This window comes from Microbacterium sufflavum (assembly GCF_023091155.1).
GTDB classification, from domain to species: Bacteria; Actinomycetota; Actinomycetes; order Actinomycetales; family Microbacteriaceae; genus Microbacterium; species Microbacterium sufflavum.
The window spans coordinates 1,682,079-1,702,666 of sequence record NZ_JAHWXK010000001.1; the positions used below are offsets into that span (position 1 = coordinate 1,682,079).

A 20,588-nucleotide genomic window follows, 5' to 3' on the forward strand; every position below is an offset into this window, starting at 1 on the left:
CACCCGTTCATCGGCGGGTCCGTCCGCGGAAGGCCCAGTCGGGTAGCGCCTCCTCGGCGATCAGCCTCTCGAGGAGCATGGCGAGGCTGTACTCCCGATCGATGTCGCGCGCGAGCTCGACGTAGCGACCGGCGTGCGTGGCGCGGCCGAGTGCCCACGACAGCCACGCCGCTGCGGTGAGGGGCGCGGGTCGTGCCGTGCGTGGTGCCCTCGCTGCGGCATGACGCACCACCTCCAACGCGCTGCGGAGCCGATTCGGATCGGGTGTGGGTCCGCGGCCGACGAACACCCGCCCGAGCTCGTCGGGAATTGGGCTGCCCGAGGCGGTGAAGGCGAGCTGCGCCTGGAGCGCACGGATACCGCCCTCTCGATCGCTCGCCCACTGCGCAAGGGCGGCGTCGCGGAGCGCGGGGCGCTGAAGGCACCAGAGCAGCGCCGCCCAGGCGAAGGGCGGGATCGTGTCCGGGCCTTTCAGCACCGCTTCGAAGAGCCCGGGGAGGTCGTCCAGCAGCGCGAGCGCGGCGAGCGCCTGCGGATCCTCCCGACCGGACACGCGGCCCTTCCCGTCCAGCGCGCCGCGGAGCCCGGTCAGCGCGCGCTCGACGCGCTGGCGCTCGGGCGCCCCCACGCGCGGTACCCGGGCTCCCGCGAGCTGGTCGCCGGACACGTCGCCGATCGAGGGGTGCGCGGGCGTGGGGCCGATCTCGGCGAGCGGCTTCAGCGTCGGCTTCCGGTCGAGGTAGCTGCTCCACCCGCCCGGCGTCACGCAGAGAGCATCCATCACTCGCATGCCCGCACCGCGCAGGCCGGCGAGAAGATGATCCACCACCACGGCGCCGGGCAGCACCAGGCCATCCGCCGTCGTGACGCTCTCCTCGTCCGTGTACACGACGACGGCGGCGCCGTCCGTGCCGCGGACGCGCTGCAGGAGCCGCACGGCCGAGGCGGCGTAGCGGCCGGGGGGCATCGCGTCGTCGGGCGGGTCGAGCCGCATCGCCCCGTCGGTGCGGGAGCCGCGGAACGGCAGGAGCACGATGCTCCGGCGCGGAGTGAACCCGGCGAGGGTGGGCACGATGCCCAGGAACTGGGCGGAGTCGGAGGCGTTGAGCACGGTGGTCATCCCGAGAGCATCGCCCGGTCGGCATCGCGTGGCGGGCCGCGAACCCGCAGTCGGGGGAGCATTCGTGGGAACCGGGCTCTGTGGAGGAGACCCTCGCGTACCATGGAGTCATGGACAACTTCTGGCTCGCCGCGGCATGGTCGCTCCTGCCGACCATCGGAGTCAGCATCGTGTTCGTCGTCGTCCTCCGCGGCATCCTGCGCTTCGACCGCACCGAGCGGAAGGTGCACGCCCAGATCGAGGCCGAGGAACGCGCCGCGCGCGGACTCCCGCCGCGCACCTGAGTCCGACCCATCCGCTACTGTGAAGCGAGCGTGCCTGGTCTGGCGCGCACCGGGGTCATGACCCCTGATGCGGGCGAGGGGGTGCGATGACAGCCTGGACCTGGGGCTGGTGGTTCGCGGTCTTCCTCCTGCTCCTCGACATCACGATCCGCGTCACCGCCATCATCGTGATCCCGCGCAACCGGCGTCCCACGGCAGCGATGGCGTGGCTGCTGGCGGTGTTCTTCATCCCCTTCGTCGGCGTGTTCCTCTTCCTCCTCATCGGCAACCCGCGACTGCCGCGGGCCCGCCGCCGCAAGCAGGACCAGATCAACGAGTACATCGCCGAGACCAGCGAGCACCTGCACTTCGGCACGCTGCGTCCGAACGCCCCCGCGTGGTTCGGACCGATCGTGCAGATGAACCAGCGCCTCGGAGCCCTCCCGCTCTCCGGTGACAACGGCGCGCACCTGATCTCCGACTACCAGGAGTCGCTCGACGAGATGGCGGAGGCGATCCGCACCGCCCAGGACTACGTGCACGTCGAGTTCTACATCCTGCAGTCCGACGAATCGACCGACAACTTCTTCCGCGCGCTCGAAGAGGTCGCGGCACGCGGGGTCGCGGTGCGCGTCCTGCTCGACCACTGGGCCAACCGGGGCAAGCCGCGCTACCGCCAGACCGTCGCACGACTCAACGCGATGGGGGCCGACTGGCACCTGATGCTGCCCGTGCAGCCGCTCAAGGGGAAGATGCAGCGCCCCGACCTGCGCAACCACCGCAAACTGCTCGTCGTCGACGGGAACATCGCGTTCCTCGGGTCGCAGAACATCACCGACTCGACCTACAACCTGCGCAAGAACATCCGCCGCGGACTGCACTGGGTCGACCTCATGGTGCGCCTCGACGGGCCGGTCGTGCTGAGCGTGAACGCCATCTTCCTGAGCGACTGGTACAGCGAGACCGATGTGGTCCTCCAGGAGATCGACATCGCGCACGCCAACATCGGGTCCGGCGATCTGGACTGCCAGGTCGTGCCGTCCGGTCCGGGGTTCGAGGTGGAGAACAACCTCCGGCTCTTCCTCGCGCTGCTGTACGCGGCGAAGAAGCAGATCATGATCATCAGCCCGTACTTCGTCCCGGACGAGGCGCTGCTGCTGGCCGTCACCGCAGCGGTCGATCGCGGCGTCCAGGTCGAGCTGTTCGTCTCGGAGGAGGGCGACCAGGCGATGGTCTACCACGCCCAGCGCAGCTACTACGAGGTGCTGTTGCGGGCGGGGGTGCGCATCTGGATGTACCGCAAGCCCTACATCCTGCACACCAAGAGCCTCACGATCGACGACGAGGTGGCGGTGATCGGCTCGAGCAACATGGACATGCGCTCGTTCGGCCTCAACCTCGAGGTGTCGATGCTCGTCCGTGGCGAGGAGTTCGTCAGGGAGATGCGCGAGGTGGAGGACAAGTACCGGTCGCTCAGCCGCGAGCTCACGCTCGAGGAGTGGATGCAGCAGCCGCTGCGGTCCACCGTGCTCGACAACCTGGCGCGGCTCACCTCGGCGCTGCAGTGACCGGCCCCGCGGGCCGAGCCCCGTAGGCAGGGGAGGATGCCGCGAGTACCCTGAGGGCATGACTCCTCGCCGGCTCCTCCTCGTCGCGTCCTCCGCGCTCGCCGCGGCCCTGCTCCTCGCCGGTTGCACGGTGGGTCCGGGCAACACCGCCCCGAACTCGACATCGGAGCCGTCGAGCGGTCCGGGCAACGCGGGCGGCGGTGACGATTCGGGCGACCTGGAGGGCGCACTGCTCGACGACGGGCGCATGTTCGCGGTCGTCAGCTGGGGCTCCTCCACGTGCCTGCCCCAGGTCGACCAGGTCTCCGCGGAGGGCCAGACGGTGTCGGTCACGCTGGTCGAACCCGAGGGCGACGGCGCGACGGAGAAGGCGTGCACGGCGGATCTCGCTCCGCGCGCGAGCGTCGGCGCGCTGCCGCAGGGCGTGGATCCGACCAAGGACATCACCCTCCAGGTGACCTACGGGGGCGTTTCCGATGACATCGACCTCGACGGCGACCCGGACGCGACCGGCACCCCGGGCGACCCGACGTCGTACGAGCCGTCCGCGGGATGGTTCGACGACGGCGGGCTGGTGCTGCTGACGTGGGGCTCGTCCGGATGCCCGCCCGTCGTGGAATCGGCCGAGGGCTCGGGCTCCGCGGGCACGGTCACCTTCGTCACCGACGACACCCAGGTGTGCACGATGGACATGGCCCCGCGCGCGACCGTGATCGAGTTCCCCGAGGACGACGTGGACGACGACGCGCCGTTCACCCTCACGCTCGTGGGCGGCGGACTCGACGGCACGGTGCAGGTGCGCTGACCCCGGCGCCGCCCCGTCAGAGGATGTGCACGGGGTGGCCGGCGGGCAGCGCCAGCAGCAGAGCGCCCGGGTCGGCGCGGCACACCACCCGCACGGCCTCGCCGAACTCATCGCCGTCGAGCTCGACGGGCGTATGCTCGCAGACATGCGCGAAAGTGAAGTGTTACCGACTGGCATCACTGCCCGGTGGAGGTGGGAAGTTTTTGCCCGCGTGGTGGTCGCGGCTTTGTTCGCCGCAGTCGGGGCTCTGTTACTTCTGGTCGGCGACTTCTGGGTCTGGCCGATTGCTCTCGTGATCCTCGGCGCATCCAGCCGAACTGCGGCACAAGCCTCTGATCGGCGAAGTCGCGGTAGGCGTCAGAGGGCATGGGACGCAAGGAGTTTCTCGTTCGCGGCGATTCTCATCCCAGCGATGCTGGGGATCGTGATTCCATTGCGGTCTTTGGGGGTCCCTCTGCGACCTTGGGTCACGTGGTACGTGCCCGCGGCGACTTTCGTGCTCATGATTGTCACCACCTGCTTGCTCGTACTCCTTCAGTTGCCCTCGCAGGGCGAGGGGACGCCGGCTCACCGTCGCCCCCTCTGATCAATGAGCGTTACGCGAGGCAGGTCATGATTCCTCCCATTCCGGTGAAGCCGAGCGCGGAAATCCAGATGAGCGATCCGTCTGCGCTAAGTACGCCGAAGACGCCGCTGACGATGGACATCAGACACCCGATCGGGTCCGGCTTTGGGTGATAAATCACGGTTCCTGTCACCGACAACTTGTAGTTCGCCACCATCACGCCGTTGATGTACTTGTGTAGGAAGCTGCCGTGGCAGTCCGTGGTTGGCTCTCCGACGCGCAGCGACCAACTGCTTCCGTCCGAGCCGATGCAGATGTACTCGTACTGACCCGTGCTCATCGTTGCGGAGCCGATGGGGCTGGCCGTGCGTACTTCGGTCTGTGCGCTTGTGGCCGCGCTCGCTGCTTGCGGAGCCACAGCCGCTCCGATGGCGATGCACGCGGCAGCACACAGGGTTACGACACTTCTCTTCATGATGTTCTTCCCTTCTCGATCGCGGTGAGCGCCGCGATGCCCGGGAAGCTATGAACTGACCAATCGGTTAGGGAACTGAAGTATTACGCGCCACCTCCTGACCGGCTGTCCAGTGCGTAGGGTCACTCAAAGTGGACACGAGGAGGTGGAGCGATGAGTGCGAAACGGAACGGCGTGCGCACAACGGCTTTGAGGGCGCTCAATGCCCGCTCGGTGATGAGCCCGGACTTGAACGCGGCACCCGAGATCATCGAGGCAGCCGTGCGTGTGTTCGACGAGTTCGGTTATGAGGGCACGAGTTTCCGTCGCATTGCGGAGGTTGCGGGAACCTCGAAGTCCCTCGTCACCTACTTCTTCCCAACCAAACAGGCCTTGGTTGGGACCATCGTCGATCTCGCCTTCCCCGGCGGCGTCTTCATGGGAACCAAACGCACGGATGATGACCCGCTCGATGCGATCGTCGCCGTAGCGGAGCAAGTGACCGACAGCCTTCTGCACGACCCGCTGGCGCGAGTGTCGCTCATGCTGATGGATCGGAGGACCGACGGCTCGCCGCCCGCAAGTCCCAAGTTCAGCGGGTGGCTCGCGCGCTTGACCGACTACCTCGAAGAAGCGCAACGGAAAGAGCTGATCGCTCCGGATGCCGATCCGCCAAGAGAGGCGAAGTACCTCCTATCTGGCATCATCGGACTTGCCGAGTTGGCAAGGGACAGCGGCGCCTACCTGCGGCTTGTCGAAGACGCTGTGCTGCTCACTCGCGACCGGCTCGCTCACATCGTCGTCGGCCCGCGGGCGGGTGAGCTTCGCGCGTAGGGTGCGCTGACCCCCGCGCCACCGCGTCAGAGGATGTGCACGGGGTGGCCGGCGGGCAGCGCCAGCAGCAGAGCGCCCGGGTCGGCGCGGCACACCACCCGCACGGCCTCGCCGAACTCGTCGCCGTCGAGCTCGACGGGCGTGGGAGCGGGCGCCGCCGCCTCGGCCGCCGCGCCGCGGAAGTAGTGCACCGAGGCGTCCGTGCCGCGGCGCTCCAGCACGAGGCGTCCCGCGCGGAAGCGGCGCAGCACCGAGTTGTCCCACCAGATCTTGCGCCACACACCCAGCCAGCCGAGCACACCGGTCGGCTGGATCACGGCGACGTCGAGTGCGGCATCGGTGATCGACGCGTCGGGGATCAGCGAGATGCCGGCGGGCAGCGTGCCGCAGTTCGCGAACAGGATGCTGTGGACCTTGGTGGAGTGCAGGCGCCCCTCACCGATCTGGTAGACGGCGCGGAACGGCTGGGCCCGGGGGAGCGATCGCGCAGCACCGTCGACGTACGCGATCCACCCGACCGATCGCTTCAGGTCGGAGCGCGTGTTCGCGATCATGTCGGCGTCCAGGCCGATGCCGGCGAGCACCACGAAGGCATGCTCGACCTCCTCGCCGTCCGCGCGGGTGAGCCGTGCCCAGCCGATGTCGATCGGGTGGCGGAAGTCGCCCAGAGCGGCACGGATCATCTCGGCGGGGTCGGTCAGCGGCAGTCCCAGGTTGCGCGCGAGGAGGTTGCCGGTGCCGCTCGGCAGGATCGCGAGCGGCACCCCGGTGCCGGCGATGGCCTCCGCGACCGCGCGCACCGTGCCATCGCCGCCCGCCACCAGCACCACGTCCACACCGCGGGCGAGCGCCTCGGCCGTGGCTCCCTGCCCGGCGTCGTCGACCGTCGTCGGGTAGAACGCCGGGTGCTGCCAGCCCGCCTCGCGGCACAGGTCTCGAACCTGCGCCCGCAGCCGCTTCCCGTCCACTTTCACCGGGTTGTACACGAGTGCCGCCTGCGAGGTGACAGGGGGGCTCGTGCGCATGGCGCTACTCTAGACCGGCAGCCGAGGGGCTCCGCCGCACCTCGTAGACTTGCGGAATGATCGACCTCGCACTCCTCCGCGAAAACCCGGAGATCGTCCGCCGTTCGCAGGCTGCCCGTGGCAACGACCAGAGCACCGTCGACGTCGCACTCGAGGCCGATCGATCGCGCAGGGCCGCGCTCGCCGCGTTCGAAGAGCTGCGTGCCGAGCAGAACGCCTTCGGCAAGCAGGTCGCCAAGGCCCCCAAGGAGGAGAAGGCGGCGCTCGTCGCCCAGGCGAAGGACCTCGCCGACCGCGTGAAGCAGGCGCAGCACGCCGCGAACGAAGCCTCGGAGCACGCGGCCGCGGCCCTCGCGCGCATCGAGAACGTCGTGATCGACGGTGTGCCGGCGGGGGGCGAGGAGGACTTCGTCGAGCTGCGGCGGGTGGGCGACGTCCCGGCGTTCGACTTCGAGCCCCGCGACCACCTCGAGCTCGGGGAGCTGCTCGGCGCGATCGACATGGAGCGCGGCGCGAAGGTCTCCGGCGCGCGCTTCTACTTCCTGCGCGGGATCGGCGCCCGGCTCGAGATCGCCCTCATGAACCTCGCGCTCGACACGGCGCTGCAGAACGGCTTCGTGCCGATGATCACGCCCACGCTCGTGCGGCCGGAGATCATGCAGGGCACCGGCTTCCTCGGCGAGCACGCGGACGAGGTGTACCACCTCGACAAGGACGACGACCTGTACCTGGTCGGCACGAGCGAAGTCGCGCTCGCCGGCTACCACAAGGACGAGATCGTCGACCTGTCCGACGGCGCCCTCCGCTACGCGGGCTGGTCCACGTGCTACCGCCGCGAGGCGGGATCGCACGGCAAGGACACCCGCGGCATCATCCGCGTGCACCAGTTCAACAAGCTCGAGATGTTCGTCTACACCTCGGCCGAGGACGCGGAGGCCGAGCACCTGCGGCTGGTCGCGCTGCAGGAGCAGATGCTCACCGCGCTCGGCCTCGCGTATCGCGTGATCGATGTCGCCGCTGGCGACCTCGGTTCGAGCGCCGCGCGCAAGTACGACATCGAGGCGTGGGTGCCCACCCAGGGTGCGTTCCGCGAGCTCACCTCGACCTCGAACTGCACGACCTACCAGGCCCGGCGCCTCGATGTGCGGTACCGGCCGCCGGTGGAGGAGGGGGCGTCCGCGCCGAAGACGCAGCACGTGGCCACGCTCAACGGCACGCTCGCGACCACCCGGTGGATCGTCGCCCTGCTCGAGACGCACCAGCAGGCGGACGGCTCCGTGCGGGTGCCCGAGGTGCTGCGCCCCTACCTCGGCGGACTCGAGGTGATCCGCCCGCTCGCCGACGCGCAGGCCGCCCGGTGAGCGCGCCCTGGTTGGTCGGCCTCGACGTCGACGGCACGATCCTGCTCCAGGACGAGACCATGAGCCCCGGTGTGCCGGAGGCGATCGCCCGCGTGCGCGACGCCGGACACCTGGTCACGATCGCGACGGGGCGCAGTTGGATGGGGACGCAGCGCTACGTGGAGGAGCTGGGTCTCACGGCGGATCTCGTCGTCTGCTCGAACGGCGCAGTGACGATGCGGCGCGTGGGCGACCGGTGGGAGCGCTGGCACGTCGAGACCTTCGACCCGACTCCCGCGCTGGCTCTGCTCCGTGACCGCCTCCCGGACGCGCGATACATGGTCGAGCTCGGCTCCGGACAGCGGCTCTTCACCGAGCAGCTCGACGACTGGACGCTCGACGGCGGACGGCAGGTCGACTTCGACCGGCTCGGCGATCTCCCGGTGTCGCGCATCGTGGTCGTCTCGCCGGATCACGACGAGGACGACTTCCACCGGCTCGTGGCCGACGCGGGGCTCAACGAGGTGTCGTACGCGATCGGCTGGACCGCCTGGCTCGACATCGCTCCGCAGGGCGTCGACAAGGGAACGGCGCTGGAGCGGGTGCGTCACGAGCTCGGACTGCAGCGCGACCGCGTGCTGGTCGCGGGGGATGGTCGCAACGACATCGGGATGTTCGGCTGGGCCCTCGCGGGCGGGGGCCGTGCGGTGGCGATGGGGCAGGCGCCGGACGAGGTGAAGGACGCCGCGGGAGAGGTCACGACCGACGTCGAAACGGGGGGCCTCGCGACCGCGCTCGACACGCTTCCAGCGCCCGCCCAGGTCGACGCACGAGAATAGAGTTCGGCTAGACTCACGCCTGGTCGGCAGACGTATCTGTCGGGAGGGTTGTCCGAGCGGCCGATGGAGCTGGTCTTGAAAACCAGTGGGCAGAGATGTCTCGTGGGTTCGAATCCCACACCCTCCGCATACCGAGCACGGCGAACCCTCCACGCCGTGCCGAATCCGAAAGGGCCCGAGTGAGCGACAACCGACGCCGTCATACCCTCGCGCGACACGGTCAGCAGCACACCCCCGGCACCCTGGGTCAGCTGATGAAGTTCATCGCGATCGGCCTGGCCGTGGTGCTGGTCAGCGGCATCGGTGTCGGCACCTACATCTTCTACGACTTCTCCAGCACGGTCTCCGCCAACGCGGTCGATCTCGACGGTCAGGAAGACGTTCCGCCGGACATCGGCGAGTACAAGGGTGGTTTCAACCTCGTTCTCACGGGCGTCGACACGTGCGAGGAGAAGTACAAGGATCTCTTCGGCGATCGCTGCACCGGTCGCGACGCGGGGGGCACGCTCAACGATGTGAACCTGCTGGTCCACGTCTCGCAGGAACCCCGGCGGATCACGGTGGTCAGCTTCCCGCGTGACCTCATGGTGCCGATCCCCGAGTGCGAGGACGAGGACGGCAACGTCCACTCCGCCATGAGCAAGCAGCCGCTCAACACCGCCTACACCGACGGCGGCCTCAACTGCGTCGTCCAGACGATCTCGCAGCTGACCGACCAGGAGGTGCAGTTCGCGGCATCCGTCACGTTCGGCGGCGTGATCGAGATCACCAACGCGATCGGTGGTGTGGAGGTCTGCCTGGCCAACCCGATCAAGGACCGCTACACGGGCCTCGACATGGAGGCGGGCACGCACTGGCTCCAGGGCCTCGAGGCGCTGCAGTTCCTGCGCACCCGGCACGGCGTCGGCGACGGCAGCGACCTGGGACGCATCGGCAACCAGCAGCAGTACATGTCGAGCCTCGCGCGCGCGCTGATCAGCAGCGACACCCTCGGCAACGTCCCGGTCATGCTGAAGCTCGCCAACATCGGCCTCCAGAACCTCGAGACCAGCACGTCGCTCGCCGATCCGATGAAGATCGCGCAGATCGCGCTCGCCGTGAAGTCCGTTCCCTTCGAGGACATCGTGTTCCTCCAGTACCCGACGAACCAGGACAGCGCCGACCCCAACAAGGTGGTTCCGAACACGCAGGCGGCTGACGTGATGTGGGATGCGATCGAGAAGAACGCCCAGCTCCAGGTCACGCATCAGAACACGAGCAACGACGGGGTGATCGTGGCGGAGCCCACCACCCCCGTGGAAGCGACGCCCGATCCCAACGCGACGCCGAGCGACGTGGTGGCGCTGCCCGACAGCATCAAGGGCAACTCGGCCGCACAGCAGACCTGCTCCAACGGCAACGTGCGCTGACGCGCCAGGCGTCGTCTCTGCGCGCGGCCGGGCGCGGACCCGTCCGCCCCAGAGCGATCGAGGCTCCAGCCGGCACGCACGGAGGGCGGGGACGAGGTCGTGAGACCTCGCCCCCGCCCTCCGTGCGTGGGGCGGTGCCCGGCGTCAGCGCGCGCGACGTGTGCGCGCGACGTGCGCTGCCACGAGCCCGGCGCCGATGAGCGCGAGCACCGTTCCGCCGGTCAGGACCCAGGGCGACGTGCTGCCGCCGGTGGTCGCGAGCGATCCGGCGCTCGGATCGGCCGGAGCCGCCGGGTGCGCGGGCGTGCCCGGCGTGCCGGGGTCGGCCGGGGCGCCGGGGTCGGCCGGAGTGCCGGGGTCGGCCGGGTCCACCGGCGGGGCCGCCGGGAAGGTGTTGGTGACGACGATCTCCGCCGTACCCGCGGCCTCATCCGTGACGGTCGCCGCTGGGCCGACGGCGACGCTCGCCGCGCCGCCGTTCTCCGTCTCGGTGGCGGTGCACACGCTGGAGACCGGTGCCGTGAGGGTCTGCGTCTCGGCACCGGTGAAGGTCAGGGTGCGCGGATAGTCGGGTGCCGACTCCCCCGCCCACTGGCAGTCGACGACGACGGCGAACGGCCCCGTCGGCGTCCCGGCTCCCTCGACCGTCTTGGTGATCGCCAGCTGTCCCACACCGGTGCCGGCGCCCTCGCCGCCGGCGCTCAGGCGGCGGACCGATCCTGGCGTGCTCCAGGACTCGCCGTCCGCCGTGACCGACAGGGTGTTGCGGTACACGTCGAGCGACGGGTCGGTCACGCTGTTCTGGAACTTGACCTGCACGATCTCGCCGTCGGCCACGGCGCGGCCCATCGTGACCGTGAGCTGCTGGGCGGTGCAGTCGACCGTGTAGTCGCCGGCGTCCACCGGCACGAGATCGGTGAGGAAGCCGTCGGCATCCGCCGTCGAGGTGTGCCGCACGAGGATCGGCGACGTGCAATCGACCTCTTGGCCGGGCTGTGCCGGGTCGTCGAACACGAGAGAGGAGAACGGACCGCGGGGTGAGGCCACGGTCCATTGGAGGGCACCCTGCGGGTGGGTCGTGCCCTGATCGGCGAGGTCGGTCCAGGCGCCGGCCTTGCTGGGGGCGGTGCGGTCGATGCCCGGAACGCCCGTGGCCTCGATGCCATCGTCGAACGTGACGCCCCCGTCACCCGTGAACATGATCGGCACGGTCGTGCCGGTCTGCGTGGTCTGGAACTCGGCCGAGAAGTGCGCCGTGCCGTGCACGGAGAGCGGGTGCGTGGTGACGTAGTCGGTGAGGGTGAAGGTCGCGAGCCCCTCGGGGGAGAGGGACGCCTCCGCGACCTCGGCGCCATCGGTGTCGGTCAGGGCGAACCCCTGGGTGAGCGCGAGCAGTTCGGGTGGGAGCTGCAGCGTGAACGTGTCGCCCGCGCGGGAGTCGTCGGGGACGCTCCACGCGAGGTCGATCTGCACGTCCGATCCGGCGGCGGCGCTGCTCTGCACCACCTCCACGCTGGTGATGGCTCCATCGATGGTCGCCGCCGAGGCGGTGGACGCGGTAGCGAGGGAACTCGCGAGGAGAGCGGTGAAAGCGCCGGTGGTGGCGAGGGCGCGCGAATATCTGGTCTTCGTCATTGATTGTCCTTCGTGAGCGCTGCCTGAAGAGGCGAGTGGTGACACTAACGCGTAGCATGTTACCCTATGGCTGGGAGGGTCGAGCCCGTCGAGCTCGCGGAGGGGCCGAGCTCGGCAGGCGCGAAAGCACCAGCGGTGCGACGAACAAGGGGCGGTTCCTCTCCGACGGGAAAGGAACCGCCCCTTTTCGCCGTTCGGATCAGGCGCCGGGCGCGAAGACCTTCGGGGGATGCGTGGCGGCGACGAGGGCGCGAAGGTCTTCCAGCGTGCCGAGGGTCGCACCGCGTGCGCGGCCCTGGATCAGGACGTTCCCCAGGGCGGTCGCCTCGACCGGGCCCGCGAGGACCGGGAGGCCCGAGCGGTCGGCGGTCGCCTGGCAGAGCAGGTCGTTGAGCGCGCCGCCCCCGACCAGGTGGATGCGGTCGAGACTGCGGCCGGAGAGCTCGGCGGCCGTGTGCACCGCCTCGGCGAACGCCGCGGCGATGGACTCGATGATCGAGCGCACGAATGCCGCACGCGTCGACGGTGAAGGTTGCGGCAGCAGGGCGGCGATCCGGGCGGGCATGTCCCCCGGCGCGCTCAGCGACGGGTCGTTCGCGTCGAACACCGGGACCTGGTCGGTGACGGCCGACGCCACGGCCAGCAGTTCCGGCAGTGCGATCGGCGCACCGTCCTCGGCCTCCCACGCGCGCACCGTCTCACTGAGCAGCCAGAGCCCCGTGACGTTGTGCAGGAAGCGATACCGGCCGTCGGCTCCGCGCTCGTGCGTGAAGTTCGCCTCCCGCGCGTCGTCGGTGAGCACGGGTGCGCGCAGCTCGACGCCCACCAGGCCCCAGGTCCCGCACGAGATGAACGCGGACGAGGACGACTCCAGCGGAACGGCGACGACGGCGGACGCGGTGTCGTGCGAGGCCACCGCCACCACGGGCAGGCTCGCACCGATGCGTGCCGCGACCCCGGGGGTCAGCGTGCCGACGACCGTGCCGGCGTCGACGAGTTCGGGCAGGAGCCGTGGCGGGATCCCCGCCCTGACCGCGAGCTCGGTGTCCCATTCGCCCGACCGCACCCCGAGCAGGCCGGTGGTGGAGGCGTTCGTGCGCTCCGCCACGCGCCGGCCCGTGAGGAGGTACGCGAGGAGGTCGGGGATGAGCAGAGCCGTGTCCGCCTCCGTGAGACGCGGGTCGGCACGGAACTGGTACAGCGTGGTGAACGGCAGGAACTGCAGGCCGTTGCGCTCGTACAGCTCCGCGAAGGGCACCTCGCCATGCACCTCGGCCACGCCACGGGCGGTGCGGCGGTCGCGGTAGTGGAACGGCTCCCCGAGCAGCTCGCCGTCGCGCAGCAGCCCGTAGTCCACCGCCCAGGAGTCGATCCCGATGCTCTCGATGGACGGCTCGCGGCGGACGGCCTCGGCGAGCCCGTCCACCACGTGCTCGTACAGGGCGGCGAAGTCCCAGTGCAGTCCGTCGGCACGCTCCACCGCTCCGTGCGGGAACCGCGAGACGGGTTCCAGGTCGAGCACCCCGGGGCCGATGCGCCCGATCATGACCCGGCCGCTGGTCGCGCCCAGGTCGACCGCCGCCACCGCCCTGACCCTCGTGTCGTTCATCGGCCGGTGACCCTCATCGCAGGAACGCGGCGGCGACGCCGGAGTCGACGGGGATGTGCAGGCCGGTGGTGCGGCTCAGCTCCGGTCCGGTGAGCACGTAGACGGCATCGGCGACGTTCTCCGGCACGACCTCGCGCTTGAGGATCGTGCGGTTGGCGTAGAACTGGCCGAGGTCCTCTTCCTTGACACCGTACGTGGCGGCACGGTTGGCGCCCCAGCCCGACGCGAAGATGCCGGAGCCGCGCACGACGCCGTCGGGGTTGATGCCGTTGACCCGCACGCCGTGCTCGCCGAGCTCGACCGCGAGCAGCCGCACCTGGTGGGCCTGGTCGGCCTTGGTCGCGGAATAGGCGATGTTGTTCGGGCCCGCGAACACGGAGTTCTTCGACGAGATGTAGATGATGTCGCCGCCGAGCTTCTGATCGATCAGCACACGGGCCGCGGCCTTCGACACCAGGAACGAGCCCTTGGCCATGACGTCGTGCTGCAGGTCCCAGTCCTTCTCGGTCGTCTCCAGCAGCGGCTTCGACAGGGAGAGCCCCGCGTTGTTGACGACCAGGTCGACGCCGCCGAACGCGAGCAGGGCCTCGTCGAGCGCGGCCCGCACGGCCTCGGCATCCGCCACGTTCGCGGCGACGCCGATCGCGACGTCGGTGTTCCCGAGCTCGGCGGCCGCGGCCTGCGCCTTCTCGAGATCGAGATCGGCCACGACCACGCAGGCGCCCTCGGCGGCCAATCGGGTCGCGATCGCCTTGCCGATGCCGGAGGCGGCGCCGGTGACGAACGCGATGCGACCCTGGTGGGTCTTCGGCTTCGGCAGCCGCTGGAGCTTGGCCTCCTCCAGCGCCCAGTACTCGATGCGGAACTTCTCGGCGTCGGAGATCGGGGCGTAGCTCGACACGGCCTCGGCGCCGCGCATGACGTTGATCGCGTTGACATAGAACTCGCCGGCGACGCGCGCGGTCTGCTTGTTCGCGCCGTAGGAGAACATGCCCACGCCGGGCACGAGCACGATGAGCGGGTCGGCGCCGCGGATGGCGGGGGAGTCGGGGGTGGCGTGCGCGTCGTAGTAGGCCCGGTAGTCGGCGCGGTACTGCGTGTGCAGCTCGTGCAGACGCGCGATCTGCTCGTCGACGGTCGCCGTGGGGGGCAGGTCGAGGATCAGCGGCTTCACCTTGGTGCGCAGGAAGTGATCGGGGCAGCTGGTGCCCAGGGCCGCGAGGGCGGGCGCCTTCTCGGCTGCGAGGAAGTCGAGCACGACGGCGTCGTCCGTGAAGTGCCCCACCATCGGCTTGTCGGTCGAGGCGATGCCGCGGATGGTGCCGGCGAGGGCCGCGGCCCGACGGCGACGGTCGGCCTCGGGGAGCGCCTCGAACCCCGGGCGGACGGGACCGAACGGCTCGGCGCGGCCGTGGTCGGCGAGGTACGCCGCCGCGGTGTCGATGATCCAGAGGGAGTTCGCCTCGGCCTCGTCGGAGGTGTCGCCCCACGCCGTGATGCCGTGCCCGCCGAGGATGCAGCCGATCGCGGCGGGGTTCTCCGCCTTGATGGCGGCGATGTCGAGTCCGAGCTGGAAACCAGGGCGCCGCCACGGCACCCACACCACGCGGTCGCCGAAGATCGCGGTCGTCAGGGCCTCGCCGTCGGCGGCGGTCGCGATCGCGATGCCCGAGTCGGGGTGCAGGTGGTCGACGTGCGCCGCGTCGACGAGTCCGTGCATGGCCGTGTCGATCGAGGGGGCTGCCCCGCCCTTGCCGTGCAGGCAGTAATCGAACGCGGCGACCATCTCGTCTTCGCGGTCGATTCCGGGATACACGTCGACGAGCGCCCGCATCCGGTCGAGGCGCAGCACGGCGAGGCCGCTCTCGGTGAGGGTGCCCAGGTCGCCGCCCGAGCCCTTGACCCACAGCAGTTCGACGGGCTGCCCGGTGACGGGATCGATCTCGGTGCCCTTGGCCGAGGTGTTGCCCCCGGCGTAGTTGGTGTTCTTCGGGTCTGCGCCCAGACGGTTGCTCCGCGCGATCAGCTCGGCGGCGGTCGGGTTGGTCATGACGATCTCCTGCACCATCGGGGGAGCGCCGCAGCGCTGTTAAGTCCTGTGAAAGATAACACGATCTGACGCCAGCGCCAAGGGTCAGCGCACCTCGGCGATCCCCCGGAAGGGGTCGAGGCGCTCATCCGCCGGATCGAGATCGGTGATCAGCACGTCCACCTGCGCGGGCTCGAGGGCGCGGGCGACCGACCGACGACCCAGCTTGGTCGCATCGACGCAGAGCACCGTGGTGCTCGCCTGCGCGGCCAGCGCCCGCTTGACCTCGGCCTCCTCCACCGACACCTCGGAAGAGCCGTCGATCTCGTCGAGGGCATCGGCCGAGGCGAAGAACACGTCGAAGTACACCGCCTGCAGGCTGCGGAGGGCGAGGGGTCCGATCAGGCTGCCCGTGGTCGGCTCGGCGGTGCCGCCCGACAGCACCGCGGTCACCCCCTCCCGCGGCTGCAGCAGCTGGAAGGTCTCAACGGCGTTGGTGTACACGGCGAGTGCGTCGCGCGGTCCGAGCACCGCGGCGAGCGTGCTGATCGTCGTCGACGCGTCGAGGGCCACCGTCCCGGCGGCCGGCACCAGGTGCAGCGCCTTCTCGGCGATCACCCTCTTGGCGCTCGCCCGCATGCTGCGCCGGGCGTCGAAGGGCCGGGCGCGGGGAGCCGCTGTCGCCCCGCCGCGCACCCGTCGCACCCGCCCCTCGGCCTCGAGTTCGAGGAGGTCGCGCCGGATCGTCATCGACGACACCGCGAACAGCTCCGCTGCCCCGTCGATCGAGACGCCCTCGGGGCCTTCGGCCATCGCGACCAGCTCGTCGCGGCGGCGCTGAGCGTCGAGGTTTCCGGAAAGAGCCATACCGGGAATCTAGCCGGTGGGCGTGCGCTGCCGACCGCCGCGATCGACGAGCGTGGTCGGCACGAGGTGCAGGGCGGGTGGCGCGGCGGCGTCCCCCGCGATGCGGTCGAGCAGGGTGGTGGCGGCCAGGGCGCCCAGTGCGGCGACGTCGTAGGCCACCACGCGCAGCGGCCGCGGCAGCATCCACGACAGCTCGAAGTCGTCGAAGCCGGTCACCGCGACGTCGGCGTCACGCCGCGTGAGCTCTTCGAGGGCTCCGACCGTCGCGCGGTTGTTGCCGCAGAACAGGGCCGTCGGCGGGCGGGGGCCGTCGAGGAGGCGCGCCGTGGCAGCCGCGGCGTCCTGCGGGGTGTGGATGCCCGTGACGAGGAGCGACGGATCGAGCGCGCGGCCCGCGGCGGCGAACGCCTCCTCGGCCCCGGCCAGCCGCTCGCGCATCGTGTAGATCTCCGTCGCGTCGAGCAGGAGCCCGATCCGCTCATGCCCGCCCAGCAGTTCGGCGACCGCCGCGCGTGCACCGCCGCGGTTGTCGAGCAGCACGGTGTCGGCGGGGATGCCGTCGCCCGGGCGGTCGAGGAACACGACCGGCGTGCCGTGGGCGACCTCGGGCGCCAGGTAGCCGTGATCGGTTGCGGCGGGGACCAGGATCAGCCCGCCCACCCGGCGCTGGCAGAGGTCGAGGGCGAGGCGGCGCTCGACGGCGGGATCCTCCTCGCTGGAGGCCATCAGGACGTGCAGACCCCGCTGTGACGCGACGGCCGACACGGCCGCGGCGACCCCCATCGAGAAGGAGTTGGAGAGGTCGGCGGCGAGGAACCCGATGGTGTCGTTGGTGCCGGAGCGCAGGCTCGCCGCGAGGGCGTTGCGGTGGTAGCCGAGGCGGTCGATGGCCTCGCGCACGCGGTCGGCCAGGGCGGGGTCGACGTTGGGCTCCGCGTTGATGACGCGCGAGACGGTCTTCAGACTGACCCCCGCCGCGGCGGCCACGTCGTTCATCGTCGGCCTGCCGCTGCCGCGCATCGTGCGCCCTCCGCTCACCACCTCTCCACGATAGGAGCGTGCGCGCCGTTCACCCGCGCGGCGCGACGGCCGCGCCCGACTGATGCGAGGCGATAGCCGCCGCGAAGATCCGATGCGTCGCGGCCGCCTCCTCCGGTCGCACGGTGCCGAAGCCGTCGCCGAGGAGCCCCTGATGCTCGGCGAGGAACGCCGCCCACATCTGCAGGATCGCGTCCGAGAAGCCCGACTCGAAGTTCGGCCCGGTCACCGTGGGCCACACCGACTGGCTGCCGGCGTCGATGCGCTGCCAGCTCTGCTCGCGCCCGACCCCCGGCACGTCGATCAGCGCGAACACCTGTACCTCCTTGGGGTTCTTGGTGCTGAAGCGCACGGCGCCCTCCATGCCGATCGCCTCGAACTCCCAGGTGTTCTTCTCGCCGGGGGCGATCCGCTTGGTCTCGGTCGTGAGCGGGAACCGCGCCCCGTCGTGCGTCGCCCACGAGTGCAGGACAGCGTTGTCCCAGGTGTCGCACGGCTGCGGGGTGCCGTCGGGTCCCGGCCGTTCGGTGACGATGTCCTGCAGCACGCCGCTGACGGTCTCGGGCATCCAGCCCAGGCGCAGCGGCACGTGCCAGGTGTGCATGCCGAGGTCGTTGAGCACCCCGGCCTCGCCGCAGAACCGCTGCTGGCGCTTCCAGTTCAGCGGCTTCGCCGTATCGAGGTCGCTGGCGTGCAGGAACGCGCAGCGCGCCTCGACGATGCGACCGAGCGCCCCGGAGCGCACGTAGTCGACCGCCCACTGGGCGCCGGGGAAGTACGGCATCTCACTCGACACCCGTACGAACGACCCGGGGGTCTCGTCGATCGCCCGGAGGATCGCGTCGGCGGCGGCCCCGTCGACGCCGAAGGGCTTCTCGGCCAGCAGGGCCTTGCCCGCCCGGATCGTGTCGACGTAGAGCTGCTCATGCAGGTCGTGGCGGACGGCGATGTAGACCACGTCGATGTCGGGATCGGCCAGCAGCTCATGGTGGTCGGTGGTGGTGAGGCGCACGGTGTCGATCCCGGCGAACCACTCCAGGGCCGCGGGGTTGATGTCGCACACCGCCACGAGCTGCGGGTCGGCGGGGTGGTCGACGAGCGCGGGCCAGCGGCGCAGGGCCGCCGCGATCTCTCGGCCCATCAGACCCCCGCCGATGATGCCGACGTTCACGCGGCGCCCGCTCATCGCGTCGCTCCGATCAGGCGGAGCGCGTCGTCGACCGAGGCGTCGTCGTGCACCACGGCCATCAGGGCTGCGGTGATGCCCCGGGGGTCGTCGTGCTGGATGACGTTACGGCCGTACACGATGCCGCGGGCACCCTGCGCGAGGACGGCGACCGTGCGCTCGAGGAGCGTGCGATCGTCGACGCGTCCGCCGCCGCGCACCAGGACCGGGGTGTCGCCGGCGGCCTGGATGACGCGGTGGTAGTCGGAGATCTCGTCGGTGGGATCGGCCTTGATGAGGTCGGCCCCGAGCTCCCTGGCCTGCCGCACGAGCGTGACGATCTTGGCGGTGTCGCCGTCCACCGCATAACCCCCCGCGCCCGCCCGGGTCTGCATCACCAGCGGCTCGATCATCAGGGGCATGCCGTAACGCTCGGCGTCGGTGCGCAGCGCGAGGATCGACCGGATGCACTGCTCGCGCACCTCGGGGTGGCCGGGGATGTCGAGCAGGTTCACGCACACGGCGACCGCGTCGAGCCGCACCGCCACCTCGATCGCGTCGGGCACGTGGATCGAGTGCAGCGGCGACTCCAGCGGGTCGTTGTAGACGTTGGCGATGTCGGTGCGCAGCACGAGGCCGGGCTTCTGCTTGCCGGGGACGGACTGCAGCAGCGGGGCCTGGCCGAGCGTCAGCTGGATCGCATCCGGGCCCGCGTCGACGAGGGTGCGGACGGTCGCGGCCATGTCCTCGATGCCGGTGAGGAACGAGTGCTCGTGGAAGGCCCCGTGGTCGACGGCCACGTCGAGGGCGCGACCGGAGCGGGCGTGGAACAGGCGGTGGAGGCGAGGCTTCGTCATCGATGGTGCTCTCTGCGTGAGGGTGGCGCGGCGATGCGCACGATCAGTATGCAGAGACGAGACAACGTTGTCAATTGCGAGGATCCGGGCCGGACGAGCGCCTGCTACGGTGGCCGCACGCGCGCCAGGACGGCGCGGGAGAAGGGCGGGCGATGGTGGCGGAGCTGTACGGGGCGCCGATCGACGAGGCCTGGCGACGGCTCGGACACCGCGGGCAGGCCGTGACGGTGGAGTCGTCGCTGCGGACCGACGGACCGGATGCGGGGAGCCGTCGGATCCGGGTCGTCAACGGCGACCTCGACCTCGAGGTCCTGCCCGATCGCGGCCTCGACCTGGGGCAGCTGCGGGTCGCGGGCATGCCCTTCGCGTGGACCTCGGCGACCGGATTCCCCCCGATCGTCCCCGGGCCGGACGACGACGGCTGGCTGCGGTCGTTCGGGGGTGGGCTGCTGACGACCTGCGGACTGCGCAGCTTCGGAGCGCCGTCCGTCGACGAGGGTGAGGCGCATCCGCTGCACGGCCGATACTCGTCGCTGCGCGCCGAGGTCACGCGCACCGAGGTGACCGACCGCGAGGTCGTGGTCGAGGGCACGGTCCGCGAGGTCGAGGTCTTCGGGGTGCACCTCGAACTCCGGCGCCGCATCAGCACGCCGATCGGGTCGCGCCTGGTCCGGGTGCAGGACCTCGTGGTCAACCGCGGGGCGGCCGCCGTGGAGCCCATGGTGCTCTACCACCTCAACCTCGGCTGGCCGCTGGTCGACGAGGGGACCGTGCTGCACTCGCCGGCGACCGCTGTCGAGCCCCGGGACGCGCAAGCGCGGGCGGGCCTCGGCTCGTGGGACCGGTTCCCGGCCCCGGCGGTGTCGTATCCCGAGCAGGTGTTCCGCCACGAGCTGCCGCTTCGGGAGCGGGTCGACATCGTCGTCGAGAGCCCGCGCGGGGCGGCGGTCCGCATCGCCGTCGACACCGCACGCCTGCCGGCGCTGTTCCAGTGGCGCGTCGCCGAGGAGCGCGGCCACGTCGTCCTGGGGATCGAGCCGGCGACCGTGCCGACGATCCTCGGCCGGGCCGATGCGCGGGCTCGCGGACTGCTGCGCCCGCTGGCGCCCGGCGGGGTGCTCGAACTGGGCGTCGACGTCGAGGTGGCGCCCGGCGGGTGACCGCTC

General features: G+C 70.6%; 18 protein-coding genes and 1 tRNA gene. 9 read left to right on the forward strand and 10 right to left on the reverse strand.

The window, feature by feature from the left end; genetic code table 11:
• Nucleotides 1-7 precede the first annotated feature (7 nt).
• On the reverse strand, nt 8-1,120 hold the full coding sequence (locus KZC56_RS08185) for a DUF4192 family protein (RefSeq protein WP_247638324.1): 1,113 nt from the start codon (nt 1,118-1,120) through the stop codon (nt 8-10).
• Between the two features lie 110 nt (nt 1,121-1,230).
• On the opposite strand from KZC56_RS08185, the gene KZC56_RS08190 reads away from it, so the two are divergent.
• The 3 genes from KZC56_RS08190 (at nt 1,231) to KZC56_RS08200 (ending at nt 3,756) form a co-directional block, all read left to right on the forward strand.
• Entirely contained in the window at nt 1,231-1,404 is a 174-nt protein-coding gene (locus KZC56_RS08190) for a hypothetical protein (RefSeq protein ID WP_168387235.1), read from the forward strand.
• Nucleotides 1,405-1,490: 86 nt separating this feature from the next.
• On the forward strand, nt 1,491-2,951 hold the full coding sequence (cls, locus tag KZC56_RS08195; protein WP_136029579.1) for a cardiolipin synthase: 1,461 nt from the start codon (nt 1,491-1,493) through the stop codon (nt 2,949-2,951).
• 58 nt (nt 2,952-3,009) lie between these two features.
• Complete coding sequence (locus tag KZC56_RS08200) at nt 3,010-3,756, forward strand: hypothetical protein (protein WP_247638325.1); 747 nt, start codon at nt 3,010-3,012, stop codon at nt 3,754-3,756.
• Between the two features lie 596 nt (nt 3,757-4,352).
• On the opposite strand, the gene KZC56_RS08205 is transcribed toward KZC56_RS08200, so the two are convergent.
• Complete coding sequence (locus KZC56_RS08205; RefSeq protein ID WP_247638326.1) at nt 4,353-4,796, reverse strand: hypothetical protein; 444 nt, start codon at nt 4,794-4,796, stop codon at nt 4,353-4,355.
• Between the two features lie 153 nt (nt 4,797-4,949).
• On the opposite strand from KZC56_RS08205, the gene KZC56_RS08210 reads away from it, so the two are divergent.
• Nucleotides 4,950-5,609 carry a TetR/AcrR family transcriptional regulator gene (locus KZC56_RS08210; protein WP_136028483.1) on the forward strand — a complete coding sequence of 220 codons (660 nt, stop codon included), beginning with the start codon at nt 4,950-4,952 and terminating at the stop codon, nt 5,607-5,609.
• A 26-nt stretch (nt 5,610-5,635) separates the two neighbouring features.
• Here the strand turns inward: KZC56_RS08210 and KZC56_RS08215 are convergent, their stop codons facing one another.
• Entirely contained in the window at nt 5,636-6,634 is a 999-nt protein-coding gene (locus tag KZC56_RS08215; RefSeq protein WP_241115050.1) for a diacylglycerol/lipid kinase family protein, read from the reverse strand.
• A 56-nt stretch (nt 6,635-6,690) separates the two neighbouring features.
• On the opposite strand from KZC56_RS08215, the gene serS reads away from it, so the two are divergent.
• From serS to KZC56_RS08235, 4 genes are all read left to right on the forward strand, one after another.
• Nucleotides 6,691-7,995 (forward strand): serine--tRNA ligase, encoded by a 1,305-nt coding sequence (gene serS / locus KZC56_RS08220; protein ID WP_136030473.1) that lies wholly within the window; start codon nt 6,691-6,693, stop codon nt 7,993-7,995.
• A complete protein-coding gene (locus KZC56_RS08225) occupies nt 7,992-8,813 on the forward strand; it encodes an HAD family hydrolase (protein WP_136030471.1) in 822 nt (273 codons plus the stop codon). The genes serS and KZC56_RS08225 overlap by 4 nt, the downstream gene beginning before the upstream one ends.
• Nucleotides 8,814-8,855: 42 nt before the next feature.
• A tRNA-Ser gene (locus KZC56_RS08230) sits at nt 8,856-8,940 on the forward strand.
• A 52-nt stretch (nt 8,941-8,992) separates the two neighbouring features.
• Complete coding sequence (locus KZC56_RS08235) at nt 8,993-10,222, forward strand: LCP family protein (protein ID WP_136030468.1); 1,230 nt, start codon at nt 8,993-8,995, stop codon at nt 10,220-10,222.
• A gap of 144 nt (nt 10,223-10,366) precedes the next feature.
• Here KZC56_RS08235 and KZC56_RS08240 read toward each other — a convergent pair whose 3' ends face one another.
• The 7 genes from KZC56_RS08240 to KZC56_RS08270 form a co-directional block, all read right to left on the reverse strand.
• On the reverse strand, nt 10,367-11,857 hold the full coding sequence (locus KZC56_RS08240) for an Ig-like domain-containing protein (RefSeq protein WP_247638327.1): 1,491 nt from the start codon (nt 11,855-11,857) through the stop codon (nt 10,367-10,369).
• A 199-nt stretch (nt 11,858-12,056) separates the two neighbouring features.
• A complete protein-coding gene (locus tag KZC56_RS08245) occupies nt 12,057-13,466 on the reverse strand; it encodes a rhamnulokinase (RefSeq protein WP_247638328.1) in 1,410 nt (469 codons plus the stop codon).
• 13 nt (nt 13,467-13,479) lie between these two features.
• Entirely contained in the window at nt 13,480-15,516 is a 2,037-nt protein-coding gene (locus KZC56_RS08250) for a bifunctional aldolase/short-chain dehydrogenase (protein ID WP_247638329.1), read from the reverse strand.
• An 84-nt stretch (nt 15,517-15,600) separates the two neighbouring features.
• Entirely contained in the window at nt 15,601-16,362 is a 762-nt protein-coding gene (locus KZC56_RS08255) for a DeoR/GlpR family DNA-binding transcription regulator (protein ID WP_206251807.1), read from the reverse strand.
• Nucleotides 16,363-16,371: 9 nt separating this feature from the next.
• On the reverse strand, nt 16,372-17,400 hold the full coding sequence (locus KZC56_RS08260; RefSeq protein ID WP_247638330.1) for a LacI family DNA-binding transcriptional regulator: 1,029 nt from the start codon (nt 17,398-17,400) through the stop codon (nt 16,372-16,374).
• 31 nt (nt 17,401-17,431) lie between these two features.
• Nucleotides 17,432-18,586, reverse strand: coding sequence for a Gfo/Idh/MocA family protein (locus KZC56_RS08265; RefSeq protein ID WP_247638331.1), 1,155 nt, complete (start codon nt 18,584-18,586; stop codon nt 17,432-17,434).
• Nucleotides 18,583-19,422, reverse strand: coding sequence for a class I fructose-bisphosphate aldolase (locus KZC56_RS08270; protein ID WP_247638332.1), 840 nt, complete (start codon nt 19,420-19,422; stop codon nt 18,583-18,585). Before KZC56_RS08270 ends, KZC56_RS08265 begins: the two co-directional genes overlap by 4 nt.
• A 152-nt stretch (nt 19,423-19,574) precedes the next feature.
• Here KZC56_RS08270 and KZC56_RS08275 point away from each other — a divergent pair, with 152 nt between their 5' ends.
• On the forward strand, nt 19,575-20,582 hold the full coding sequence (locus KZC56_RS08275) for an aldose 1-epimerase family protein (protein ID WP_247638333.1): 1,008 nt from the start codon (nt 19,575-19,577) through the stop codon (nt 20,580-20,582).
• The last annotated feature ends 6 nt before the right edge of the window (nt 20,583-20,588 follow it).